Annotated in this window: 14 protein-coding genes and 1 pseudogene; all 15 read right to left on the bottom strand. The window is 39.4% G+C overall.

Features of this window, described 5'->3' with window-relative positions:
• A pseudogene (locus tag AC4GME_RS01115) lies at window positions 1–338 on the bottom strand (MaoC family dehydratase); the annotation flags it as partial.
• A 173-nt stretch (window positions 339–511) separates the two neighbouring features.
• Complete coding sequence (gene pyrF, locus AC4GME_RS01110) at window positions 512–1,216, bottom strand: orotidine-5'-phosphate decarboxylase (RefSeq protein ID WP_490375472.1); 705 nt, start codon at window positions 1,214–1,216, stop codon at window positions 512–514.
• Between the two features lie 61 nt (window positions 1,217–1,277).
• Entirely contained in the window at window positions 1,278–2,450 is a 1,173-nt protein-coding gene (gene lapB / locus AC4GME_RS01105; protein WP_490375473.1) for a lipopolysaccharide assembly protein LapB, read from the bottom strand.
• A 6-nt stretch (window positions 2,451–2,456) separates the two neighbouring features.
• The gene (locus AC4GME_RS01100) at window positions 2,457–2,750 is read right to left on the bottom strand and encodes a LapA family protein (RefSeq protein ID WP_490375474.1); all 294 of its coding nucleotides are present in this window, start codon (window positions 2,748–2,750) and stop codon (window positions 2,457–2,459) included.
• 146 nt (window positions 2,751–2,896) lie between these two features.
• Entirely contained in the window at window positions 2,897–3,184 is a 288-nt protein-coding gene (locus AC4GME_RS01095) for an integration host factor subunit beta (protein ID WP_490375475.1), read from the bottom strand.
• 86 nt (window positions 3,185–3,270) lie between these two features.
• Window positions 3,271–4,941, bottom strand: a complete 1,671-nt coding sequence (rpsA, locus tag AC4GME_RS01090; protein WP_490375476.1) for a 30S ribosomal protein S1 — start codon at window positions 4,939–4,941, stop codon at window positions 3,271–3,273.
• Between the two features lie 105 nt (window positions 4,942–5,046).
• Window positions 5,047–5,733 carry a (d)CMP kinase gene (gene cmk, locus AC4GME_RS01085; RefSeq protein WP_490375477.1) on the bottom strand — a complete coding sequence of 229 codons (687 nt, stop codon included), beginning with the start codon at window positions 5,731–5,733 and terminating at the stop codon, window positions 5,047–5,049.
• A 72-nt stretch (window positions 5,734–5,805) separates the two neighbouring features.
• Window positions 5,806–6,582, bottom strand: coding sequence for an MlaA family lipoprotein (locus tag AC4GME_RS01080; RefSeq protein WP_490375478.1), 777 nt, complete (start codon window positions 6,580–6,582; stop codon window positions 5,806–5,808).
• 103 nt (window positions 6,583–6,685) lie between these two features.
• Window positions 6,686–7,975, bottom strand: a complete 1,290-nt coding sequence (gene ccmI / locus AC4GME_RS01075; protein ID WP_490375479.1) for a c-type cytochrome biogenesis protein CcmI — start codon at window positions 7,973–7,975, stop codon at window positions 6,686–6,688.
• Entirely contained in the window at window positions 7,972–8,487 is a 516-nt protein-coding gene (locus tag AC4GME_RS01070) for a cytochrome c-type biogenesis protein (RefSeq protein ID WP_490375480.1), read from the bottom strand. Before AC4GME_RS01070 ends, ccmI begins: the two co-directional genes overlap by 4 nt.
• Window positions 8,488–9,024 carry a DsbE family thiol:disulfide interchange protein gene (locus tag AC4GME_RS01065; RefSeq protein WP_490375481.1) on the bottom strand — a complete coding sequence of 179 codons (537 nt, stop codon included), beginning with the start codon at window positions 9,022–9,024 and terminating at the stop codon, window positions 8,488–8,490.
• A 2-nt stretch (window positions 9,025–9,026) separates the two neighbouring features.
• Window positions 9,027–10,988, bottom strand: coding sequence for a heme lyase CcmF/NrfE family subunit (locus AC4GME_RS01060; protein ID WP_490375482.1), 1,962 nt, complete (start codon window positions 10,986–10,988; stop codon window positions 9,027–9,029).
• 12 nt (window positions 10,989–11,000) lie between these two features.
• A complete protein-coding gene (gene ccmE, locus AC4GME_RS01055; RefSeq protein ID WP_490375483.1) occupies window positions 11,001–11,471 on the bottom strand; it encodes a cytochrome c maturation protein CcmE in 471 nt (156 codons plus the stop codon).
• Window positions 11,468–11,674, bottom strand: coding sequence for a heme exporter protein CcmD (gene ccmD, locus AC4GME_RS01050; RefSeq protein ID WP_490375484.1), 207 nt, complete (start codon window positions 11,672–11,674; stop codon window positions 11,468–11,470). The genes ccmE and ccmD overlap by 4 nt, the downstream gene beginning before the upstream one ends.
• 1 nt (window position 11,675) lies before the next feature.
• Window positions 11,676–12,029 (bottom strand): cytochrome C assembly family protein (locus AC4GME_RS01045; protein WP_490378911.1); only part of this gene is annotated, 354 nt, incomplete at its 5' end.

Below are 12,029 nucleotides of genomic sequence, written 5' to 3'. Positions count from 1 at the left end.
TCTTCAGTGACAGCAGAAAATTGATCAATTCGCTGTTGGGAAATGGTTAGCCAATCACCGACATGTACCTCTTCACCTATTTGCGCTTGTAACTGCAAAAAAAGCTCTCGAGCTTCCGGTGAAAGCTGCACGGGTTTTTGCGCCACATTGATTGAACGCCCATCTTTTAAGATGGAATACTCTTTAACCCAAGAAAGCAGTTGAGTTTTATTATTGTGCGCTTTTTTGATAAATAATGAGTAATAATCTCGAATCGCCGGCGACATCCACTGTTTAAAATCAAAAGCAAATTTTTCCATAAACTCAGCTTTATACCTATTAATATCAATTTTTTTCATTAAACAGTTCCAATAATAAAAAGCAGGTTTTAAAACCCGCTAGTAATTGCATTCACAGTAAGGCATGACATTTATAATATGTTTTGGGAGATGCGACTTTAGTGGCGTGACTAAAGTCGCACTTGCAAATTTTCACAAACGATTCATGTTCTTAATAAAAATTCTTTAGATAATTAAACTAAGGTTGCGTTTATCTCATTTAATACCTGTGCTGGATTTTCAGCCTGGGTAATCGGGCGACCAATGACCAGATAATCAGAGCCAGCATCTACGGCTTGCTTAGGCGTCATAATACGACGCTGATCGCCCGCATCTGAGCCTGCAGGACGGATACCCGGGGTGATCAGTTTAAAGTCTGCACCTAATAAAGCTTTTAACTCCTCTGCTTCATGAGAAGAGCAGACAACGCCATCAAGCCCGGATGATTTAGTTAATATTGCCAGGCGCTTAACTTGCTCGGCTGGTGAAAGCTCAATGCCTAACTCTTTTAAGTCGGACTGATCCATACTGGTTAAAACAGTTACCGCAATTAATAACGGAGCTTTATCACCATAAGGTTCGAGAATTGCTTTAGCAGCTTCCATCATGCGGCGGCCACCACTGGCATGAACATTAACCATCCACACACCCAGATCAGCAGCCGCTTTAACAGCTTTAGCAACGGTATTGGGAATATCATGGAACTTAAGATCTAAAAACAGATCAAAATCTTTAGCGACTAGCTGTTTTACAAAGTCAGGACCAAAATGGGTAAACATCTCTTTACCGATTTTTAAACGACAACTAGTAGGATCAAGTTGATTGATAAAATCTAATGCTTGCTGCTTATCGGCATAATCTAAGGCGATAACTACTTTTGGATCGACTAACTGGCTCATTTAATTTCCTCTTTTAACTTTTAACTTTATTTCTAGTTCCAATATCGAACAGGAATTGATATTACTCGCCATCTAATCCACGTATGGGTTTGATCCTTCCCCAGCTTCTACAGGAAGGGCACAACCAAAATAGCTTTTTACTTGAATAGCCACATTTTTGACAGCGATATTGTGGACGAAGCATAATTTGTTCTGATACTAATTTGCGCAGGAAAGATAAACTCTCTTTTTCATTTTCCGACTCAGCCAATCGCAAATGGTAAGTCATTAAATGATTAAAACCTTTCATCGTCGGGTTACGTCGCAACTCTTGTAACATAAATGCCTGCGCTTTATCGATACTTTGATATTTAGCAATCAATTTAGATAACAACACAACCGCACTGGCCCCACCACCTAAGCTGACAACATGATACAGGTAAGAGATTAACTCCTTTTCACTGCCGAGCTGCTGATGTAGTGCTAACAGCTTGTCTAAAATCACTTCAGTAAAATCGATATCTACTTCAGGTATTGACTGCAAAGTTTGTAATGCTTTTTCAGGTTTATTTTGCTGCTCATAATAATCAGACAGTGCAATAGTTGCGCGAATGCATCGAGGAAATACAGCCAGTGCTTTTTGATAAAGTTTAATTTTTTGTTTTTCTTCGCTGGTTTTTTTTAACTGTTCAGCCAAACTGCAGTACAGATAAGATAAGGTTCTTCTATTGGTTTTGCCTTTAGACAGTTTATTTAATGTTTCTGCCACTAAAACGGCATCCTTCCACTCTTTAAGCTGCTGATAAATTCGCAAAAGATTTTCAAACGCAACTTCTCGGTATTCAGGGGATTGTTTTAACTGAATAAATATCTCTTCGCTGCGATCAAACAAACCAGACTGGTAAAAATCTTTACCTAACTGCAACAGTGCTAAGTCTCTTTGTTCTCGCGTTAATGCAGGGCGGGCAATTAAGTTTTGATGAATACGAATAGCACGTTCAACTTCACCACGTTGGCGAAATAGATTACCTAAGGCAAGATGGGTTTCAATCGTTTCATTATCAACTTCTAATAGAGCGATAAAATGATCAACCGCTTTATCGGGCTGCTCGCTTAATAGAAAATTCAAACCTTTTACATAATCGCGACTGAGCTTATTGCCTTTTTTCTGATTTTTCTGATGTACACTGCGCACCCCCATATACCAGCCGTAAAAGGCTGCAACAGGGAGTAAAAGGAAGAATATCTCTTGCACTAAAAATTAATCTTTTTCAAATGTAAGTGCGATGCGTAACTGATCAAGCTCTTTACACAGTTTTTTATTATGTTTGCGTAACAGCCTATTTTTCATTTTCAATTTAAAATAAAACAGTGTGGCAAAAATAGCCGAAACAACAAAACCCAGCATAAATATGATTGCCAATAGCGTAGCAAGGCGCATTTCACTTTGTGCTATTAGATAGTTAACATTAATGAATTGTTGGTTTTTTAAACCGAGCACAACAGCAACAGCAAACAGCAATACAGTTACAATTAAAGTCAGGAAGCGTTTCATGGTAACACCTAAAAGAAAAGTATGAATGTAGCAGTGTATTATAAATACATTTGGGAATAAATCATTGATATGAATAGTTTGAATATTTTGTTTTAATTATTAACTAACGGGCAAAAAAAATGGTGCTATAAAAGCATCATTTTTAATTAAGCATTTGCGGCATTTACTCGCTCTCTCAATGCTTTGCCAGGTTTAAAATGAGGAACATACTTGCCACCCAGTTCAACTTTCTCTCCCGTTTTGGGATTACGTCCAACGCGCGGGGCTCGAAAATGTAATGAGAAACTGCCAAAGCCTCTAACTTCAATTCGCTCACCATTAGCAAGTGAATTGGTCATTAACATTAGCGTTTCTTTTACACTTTCCTCAACTTCTTTAACCGACAATTGAAAGTGCTTGCTGGTTAGTCTTTCAATCAGATCAGACTTAGTCATAACTTACCTCGTTTTCATAAATGAATGCAGTAAACCGACTCCAGTTAATGCTAATCAATGGTGGTAGTAAACTACCACCTTATTAATTATTTGCCTTTAGCAGCATTAAACGCGTCAAGCATTGCATTACCCATGCTCGCTTCATCTTGTTGTTTTAATGTATCAATTGCTTCTTTCTCGTCAGCTTCATCTTTCGCTTTAATAGAAAGACTAATTACGCGGTTTTTACGATCAACACCAACGAATTTAGCTTCAACAGATTCACCAGCTTTTAACACTGTAGATGCATCTTCGATACGGTCACGTGAGATATCAGCAACACGGATGTAACCATCAACAGTATCTGCAAGAGTAACAGTTGCACCTTTAGCATCAACTTCAGAAATAGTACCTACAACAATAGACCCTTTCTTGTTTTCTGCTAAGTAATTATTGAACGGGTCAGCAGCAATTTGCTTGATACCTAGAGAGATACGTTCACGCTCTGGATCAACTTGTAGTACAACAGCTTCGATTTCGTCGCCTTTTTTGTACTCTAATACTGCTTTCTCGCCTTCAACATCCCAGCTGATATCAGAAAGATGTACCAGACCGTCAATGTTGCCGTCAAGACCGATGAAGATACCGAAATCTGTAATAGATTTGATCTTACCAGAAACTTTCTGACCTTTATCATGAGTTGAAGAGAACTCTTCCCATGGGTTAGCTTTACACTGTTTAAGGCCTAGAGAGATACGACGACGTTCTTCATCGATATCAAGAACCATAACTTCAGCTGTATCACCAAGGTTAACAACTTTAGACGGGTGAATGTTTTTGTTAGTCCAATCCATTTCTGAAACGTGAACTAGACCTTCAACACCTTCTTCGATCTCAACGAAACAACCGTAATCAGTTAAGTTAGTAACTTTACCAGTTAGACGAGTTGACTCAGGGTAACGCTTAGCGATTGCTACCCATGGATCTTCACCAAGCTGCTTAAGACCTAGAGATACACGAGTGCGCTCACGGTCGTACTTAAGTACTTTAACGTTGATTTCATCACCAACGTTTACGATTTCACTTGGGTGCTTAACGCGTTTCCAAGCCATATCTGTAATGTGTAACAGGCCGTCTACACCACCTAGATCTACGAAAGCACCGTAGTCAGTTAGGTTTTTAACGATACCTTTAACGTCTTGACCTTCTTGAAGATTTTCAAGCAGCTCTTCACGTTCTGCACTGTTTTCAGTTTCGATAACAGCACGACGAGACACAACAACGTTGTTACGTTTCTGGTCAAGTTTGATCACTTTGAATTCAATATCTTTGTTTTCAAGGTGAGCAGTGTCACGTACAGGACGTACGTCAACTAATGAGCCAGGTAAGAATGCACGAATACCGTTTAATTCAACAGTGAAACCACCTTTAACTTTACCGTTGATAACACCGATAACAGTTTCTTGGTCTTCGTATGCTTTCTCAAGCTGGATCCAAGCTTCATGACGTTTCGCTTTTTCACGAGAAAGTTTAGTTTCACCGAAACCATCTTCAACCGCGTCAAGTGCTACATCACATACATCGCCAACAGCAACTTCGATTTCGCCAGCAGCGTTCTTGAATTCTTCAGCTGGGATTGCAGCTTCAGATTTAAGACCAGCATCAACGAATACTAGGTTGTTACGAATTCCTACGATTGTACCTTTAACAATCGTACCCGGGCGAGTTTCTACCTGTTGAAGAGATTCTTCAAATAGTTCAGCAAAAGATTCCATCATCTATTTATTCACACTTATTTTATACAACCACTCACAATCCATTAGTAAGGGAGGCAAGAAAGATAACCACTTCATCCATAAAGCAGTGTTTTTAACAGCAGGAGATTATTCCCCTGCCAAATTTAATTTCAGCTTAGTCAGCTCAAGAACCTGATTCACAACCTCATCAATTGTTAATGATGTTGAGTCGATCACTAATGCGTCTTCTGCCGGCCTTAACGGCGCAACAGCACGATTTCGATCACGAAAATCTCGTTCTTTGATTTCGCTTAAAATTTGCGCGATGCTAACATTAAAACCCTTTTCTTGCAACTGATTAAAACGGCGTTGTGCGCGCTCTTCAGCACTGGCGTCTAAAAACACCTTCACAGGGGCATCAGGAAAAACCACAGTGCCCATATCTCGTCCATCAGCAATCAAGCCGGGCGCTTGTCGAAACGCCTTTTGGCGCGCTAATAAAGCATCTCTAACCACTTGCATTGACGCAACTTGTGACGCTGCCTGTGCCACTGTCTCAGTTCGTAATTTATCACCAACGTTTTCACCAGCTAATAAGGTATCAACGCCAACACCATTCGACTCAAAGGATACTTGTAAGTTTAGCGCTAATTTAGATAATTTATCTGCATCATCTAAGCTTATTTTTTCCTGCAGTGCAGCAAACGCCAAAATTCGATACAGTGCGCCACTATCAAGCAGATTCCAATTAAGTTTTTTTGCTAAAATATGGCAAACCGTACCTTTACCTGATCCACTTGGACCATCAATGGTAATTAAATTAATGTTAGACACTTAACCTCCTAAGGTTAGTTTAAAAATATTTATTGTCATAGTGTAGCTGTTGGATTTAAGCTGGGAAATGGCTCAATCTATCTCATCCATAAACTCCTCTAAATCAGCATCAATCACCTCTTCTTTCCCTTCTGATTTTTCTTCCATAAGTCGGTTTATATCTTCACTCTTTGAATAAAACTTAAATGCTTCATATTGGATATAGGCTTCTTTAACAAAGATATAAGGATCAAGTGACTGCTCAAGGAGAGGCTCTTGCCCTAACAGGCTTTCACGTTTATCTAAACCATCAAGCCCCCAAAGACCGAGATTTTGCCAAAAAGTAAGGTAACTGACCGGGAAATATAAACCATCAACAAAACTACCCACTAATTTTCGGGTACTTCTAGGCCCCAGCACAGGAAGCATTAAGTAGGGCCCATTGGGCACAGACCAACGCCCAAGCACATTAGAAAAGGTCTCACGACGCCGTTCAATCCCCATCTTATCCGCTAAATCAAAGAACCCCAAGATTCCGAATGTAGAATTAACAGAAAAACGAAACAGCGCACCGGCTGAATTTTTAAAATCCAACTGGATTAAATTATTGACCATGGTCGATGGCTCTTCAAAATTTAATGTGAAGTTATTAATGGCTTTACGCCCTCCCGTCGGTACCCAATCAACATAACTTTGTGTTACCGGACGATATATATAAGCATCTAAAACCTGGTAATTAAAATCCCAGATAAGACGGTTGACAGGTTCAACAGGATCGCTCATTTGATACTGAGGATCACCATTTACCGTTTGTGCAGAAGAAAAGCTGGAAAACAGTAAAAGAAAAACAAAACAAATTCGCGTTAGCATAGAAGAGTAAGATTCACCTAAAAAAGAGATAAAACAAGTATAATTAAAAAACAGTCACACTCCAAATAAAAAACATACGCCTATTGCCAGATAAGCGTGTGTTTTATAATGGTTGCGAAACAAGTAGTTTAATAGGGCTCTTTTCGCCTGCTTTTATTACCTCAGTTTGCCCTTGCCACGTCCCGGAAGTGATACTACCGTCTAAGGAAATACGTGCTTTGATAATAAACTCCGGCTGGGCGCTTAACTTATCCCCTTCCATCATGGAATTAGCATCCGAGAGTTCAACGGTAACAGGGAAGCTGGTGATCTTCATTTTCAGTGCAGCAACAGGCATTGCAGAGTCAACTCGTTGCGCAAAAACAAACAAGAAACCATTTTCAGGAAGGTTAACTTTTTCAGCAATTGAAACTTGAACCTGGTAAGTTTCACCTAGCGGCGCAATCACACTCTGTTGCGCACTGTTTTCAACTGTCGGTGAATGTTCAAGCGCTGGTGTTGTTTTTGTCGCACCCGTCATCTGATTTTTTGCATAGGCGATACTGTCATGCAAAATCCCAGCTTGTTCGGAATTTTCATCAACTAAGGTGAGCATTTTTTGCCAACGTTGAATTGCAGAACTGAAATCTTGTTTTTCCAGTGCCATAAAAGCATACATTGACCAAGCTTCAAGTTCATCTGGCTGATCTTTTAATAGCTTAACCAGCATAACCTCAGCTTGATTCCGAGAGTATTGATCCCCCATCTGCATTTTAAGTTGAATATATACAAGACGGATATCAATTGAATCAGAATCTAATAAATAAGCTTTTTTTACTGCATTTAAGGCCAGCTCGGCATCTTTAAATACCATTGCCAAACGGCTATACAATAACCAACCATCAGCGTCATCAGCTTGAGTTGTAAGATGCGTGCGCAAACCTAACATAATGTCTCGTAAATCTTGATCGCTTGGACGACTACTCGAATCATTAAACAGTTTATTCTGCAGCGCAGGGTATCGTTGTAATACGTTTTGCCAGTTATCTACTTGCTGATATGAACCCACCGACCAGTACAGACTAACACTGCCTAAAATCAACACCAGTAAACCGGGTAACCATAACATTTTGTTTTTTGTGAACTCTTTTTTTACCTGCTGTTGAACTGTATCGTCGAGTAAATTATGCTGCAGCTCGGTAATTATTTTCTTTTTATCGATAATAAGACCTTGCTGTTCATCCTGCTCAAGTTCAGCTAAACGGATCTCATATAAGTCACGGTTAAGCAGATTACGATTTAACTCATTTTCAGTTTTAACGAATTGCTTTTTCTGAAAAATAAAAGGAGAAACAAATACAACGCAAGCAATAATAAGTAGCAATATAGCGCCTAACCAAAACTGTAAAATCATTTCTTACTCCCCTGTTTAAGCTTTTCATCGGCCGCTGTTTTTTTACCCAGAATTTTTTGTAAACGCTTTGCCTCTTGCAAATCTAATTGCTGTTCGGGTTTATTCTGTTTCTTTATTTGACCGTATAAAAAATAGAAACCAAGTAAAATAAAAAGAAGCGGGCCTAGCCATAAGAAGATAGTAGCGGGTGTCATCGGCGGATCGTAACGCACAAAGTTACCAAAACGGGCAACCATATAATCAACAACCTGCTCTTCATTTTTACCCTGCTTGACTAATTCGTAGGTTTTATTACGTAAATCTTTTGCAAGTTGAGCATTTGAATCGGAAATATTTTGGTTCTGACATTTCGGGCAACGCAGCTTTTTACTTAAATCATGAAAAAGCTGCTCCTGTTCTGTGCTATCAAATTCAAAAGTATCAATAGCACTATTGGCCGAACTACTGATAAAACACAACAGTAAAACAAAAATCGGGCTTAAATAAGCGTGCAATGAAATTAATCGCATCATTTACTCCATCTCATTAAATAGAGGCAATACAGTATTCCGCCAATTTTTTTCATTCAGAGCGCCTACATGGCGGTATTGAATAATGCCTTTGCTATCAATCAAGTAGGTTTCCGGTGCGCCATAAACACCAAGATCAAGTCCTAACATTCCATTCTTATCAAACAAGCTTATTTGATAAGGATCTTTAAGATCGGTTAACCATTTGATCGCTTTGGGACGGTTATCTTTGTAATTCATACCTATGATATAAATACCTTGTCCTGCTAATTCATTTAAGAATTTATGCTCGGCATAACATGTAGGGCACCAGGTAGCCCACACATTAAGTAACATTTTTTGCCCTTTAAAAATCGAAGCATCGTACTGTTTTTCAGGATTATAAATATCCTGCAGAGTAAACTCAGGAACACTTTTGCCTATCAGTGCTGAATCTAATTTTCGAGGATCAGAGTACAAGCCTTTAAAGAGAAAAAAACAGACCACAAAAAAGATGATTAACGGTACCGATAAAGTGATTATTTTACGTGTATTAGCCATGCTTAACAGTTCTCCTGTAACGGTTTTTCGACCTTCTTAATACGATAACGGCGATCCAGCATCATCAGTATCCCTGCGAATGACATCATCAAAGGACCAAACCAGATCCAGCGTATAAATGGTTTGTAATAAATTCGTACCGCCCATGCGCCATCTGGTAACATTTCACCCATCGCGATATACAAATCACGGGTAAAACCAGCATCAATTGCCGCTTCGGTCATGGGCATTCTCTGCACTGTATAAATACGTTTTTCAGCCTGCATCGTTGCTATCAGGTTTTGATCTTTACGCACCGTAAATATGCCCATACTGCCCGTATAATTTTGACCATTTAAGGCTTGTATTGCATCAAAATGAAAATCGTAATGTTCAAAAGCTATGCTCTCTCCCACAGCTAATTTCACATCCCGCTCAATTGAATAATTTTGAGTCATGGTAATCCCCATTACCATCACAGCAAAACCGGCATGACCTAAACTCATCGCCCAATGGCTATTGCCTAGCTTGCTTAAACCTTTAAATAGAGTAAAGCGATGTGTTGCCCGTAAATAAAGCTCATAGCAGGTTGTTGTTAATACCCAAAAACCAAGGAATACACCTAACAGCGCAAGCCAGGTAAAATGAGAGGCAAATAAAATTAAAAATAACAGTGTGAGTACAATAGTAGCGACAAGAGAGCTGCCAAGCGGTTTAATTAATTCTGATAGATTTTGACGCTTCCAACGCACTAAAGGGCCAACACCTAAAAACAGTGCAAATGGTACAATCAGTACACTAAACATACGATTAAAGAAAGGTTCGCCGATTGAAATACTGCCCAGGCCGATCTCTTTATGGATAAGCGGCAACAAGGTGCCTAACAAAACAACGATTAATGCTGCAATCAAGAAAATATTGTTGCTTAGTAACAAGCTCTCACGCGAAAGCAGACGGTAACGTCCACGGCTTTTTACTTTTGCGGCTTGCACAGCATAGAGTAATAATGAACCACCGATCACCAGGATCAAAAAGCCTAATATAAATAGACCGCGAGCGGGATCACTGGCAAATGCATGCACAGAAACAAGCACCCCTGAACGCACTAAAAATGTGCCTAGAAGGCTTAATGAAAATGCGCTAATCGCCAATAAAACAGTCCATGATTTAAAAACGCCACGTTTTTCACTAACGGCTAACGAGTGAATTAACGCAGTACCTGCAATCCAAGGCATAAATGAAGCATTTTCAACCGGATCCCAGAACCACCAACCACCCCAACCTAATTCAGAGTATGCCCACCAACTGCCCAATGCGATTCCTAAGGTTAAGAAAACCCAAGCAGCCATAGTCCAGGGGCGAGACCACTTTGCCCACGCACTATCTAAACGCCCTTCCAGCAATGCGGCAATAGCAAAAGCAAATGCCACAGAGAATCCGACATAGCCCATATATAACATAGGGGGATGCACAACCAGACCGATATCCTGTAAGAGTGGATTAAGATCTCGTCCATCAACAGGGAAATATGGCAAGGTACGTAAAAATGGATTAGAAGTTAATAAAACAAACAGGTAAAAACCCAGTGATAATAAACCTAGTACAGCCAGCACTCTCGCAATCGATTCAATAGGCAGACGTTTACTCATCAGCGCAACTGCCGTGCTCCATAATGACAGTAAAAACACCCATAATAATAATGAACCTTCGTGTGCGCCCCATACTGCAGATAAACGGTAATACCAGGGTAATGCCGAATTAGAATTGGTCGCAATATAGGTGACAGTAAAGTCATTTACCAGAAACAGATAACTTAAAATAAGAAATGACAATAAAACAAATACAAACTGTAGAACAGTCAGTATTTTTGCCGATTCGATAGCAGTTTGCTGACGAGCATAAATACCATAAAGCGGGTAAACAGTTTGTAAGAGTGACAACATACACGCTACTGCTAACGCAAATTGACCTATTTCAGCAAGCATTGAGCTGTCCTTTTATCTATTATTATTGTTTTTCAGATGATCCATACCTTTTAGCGCATCAGCTACTTCAGGTGGCATATATTCTTCATCATGCTTAGCAAGCACTTCAAAGGCATTAATCTGTGTCGCATTAATTAATTCTCCTTGTGCAACAATGCCCTGCCCCTCTCTAAACAGGTCAGGTAAAATGCCATTAAAGAAAACAGTAACGATACCACCACCATTATCAATCAGATCAAAGCTCACTTTTAAACTTGTAGGATCACGCTTTACCGTTCCAGGTACAACCATACCACCCACACGTAAACGTTGCCCAATTTCAGGTTTCACACCCGTTTCATTCTTACCTTTAATAATTTCTGTTGGCGTATAAAACAGGTCAATATTTTGCTGCAGGGCAAACAATACCAAACCTAACGTAAGGGACAAACCAACCACTAATGAAGAGGTGATTAATAAACGTTTTTTACGTCTGGGGTTCATAGAGTACCTTCCATATTTTGTGCGTTTTTAATACGTCGTTGGCGTGCAATACGTTGCTTGACTGTTTTTAAAATTTTCTTTTTTTTATTTATTGTATTGATTATCAAGACAATTAAAGAGAGAAAAGAGATACAGTAAGATAACCAAACATAAAAACCATAACCACCCATGGAAAAAAAATCTGCGATTGAACTGAACGCCATGCTATTTATCTCCCGTTAAATATTGTGCATTTCTGTTTTCTATTAATAAAGTCACCCAAGGGCGGTGACTCTCTCTGGCTAAAATTTCATTTCTAAAGCGCATCAAAGTTAATGTCCCTAAAAATGCAGCAAAAGCGATGATCATAATAAGAAGAGGCCAAAGCATCTCAGGGGCCATTGAAGGCTTTTCAAATTTACTGATTGTTGCGCCCTGATGTAAGGTATTCCACCAGACAACGGAGTAATGGATTATCGGTAAATTAATCACCCCGACTAAAGTCAGAATTGCAGCGGCTCGCCCTGCTAATACTTTATCTGAAAAGGCATTATATAAAGCAATAATGCCCAGATAGAC

The sequence above is a fragment of the Psychromonas sp. genome (genome assembly GCF_983033635.1).
Note: the sequence above shows the minus strand (reverse complement) of the source record. Positions and strands in the feature narration are given on the sequence as shown.

Coding starts and splice junctions, on each gene's coding strand:
- ccmD (WP_490375484.1), bottom strand. CDS start 11,674: ATGGCGTTCAGTTCAATCGCAGATTTTTTTTCCATGGGTGGTTATGGT.
- rpsA (WP_490375476.1), bottom strand. CDS start 4,941: ATGATGGAATCTTTTGCTGAACTATTTGAAGAATCTCTTCAACAGGTA.
- ccmE (WP_490375483.1), bottom strand. CDS start 11,471: ATGAACCCCAGACGTAAAAAACGTTTATTAATCACCTCTTCATTAGTG.
- AC4GME_RS01080 (WP_490375478.1), bottom strand. CDS start 6,582: ATGCTAACGCGAATTTGTTTTGTTTTTCTTTTACTGTTTTCCAGCTTT.
- AC4GME_RS01060 (WP_490375482.1), bottom strand. CDS start 10,988: ATGCTTGCTGAAATAGGTCAATTTGCGTTAGCAGTAGCGTGTATGTTG.
- pyrF (WP_490375472.1), bottom strand. CDS start 1,216: ATGAGCCAGTTAGTCGATCCAAAAGTAGTTATCGCCTTAGATTATGCC.
- ccmI (WP_490375479.1), bottom strand. CDS start 7,975: ATGATTTTACAGTTTTGGTTAGGCGCTATATTGCTACTTATTATTGCT.
- AC4GME_RS01095 (WP_490375475.1), bottom strand. CDS start 3,184: ATGACTAAGTCTGATCTGATTGAAAGACTAACCAGCAAGCACTTTCAA.
- AC4GME_RS01070 (WP_490375480.1), bottom strand. CDS start 8,487: ATGATGCGATTAATTTCATTGCACGCTTATTTAAGCCCGATTTTTGTT.
- AC4GME_RS01065 (WP_490375481.1), bottom strand. CDS start 9,024: ATGGCTAATACACGTAAAATAATCACTTTATCGGTACCGTTAATCATC.
- AC4GME_RS01100 (WP_490375474.1), bottom strand. CDS start 2,750: ATGAAACGCTTCCTGACTTTAATTGTAACTGTATTGCTGTTTGCTGTT.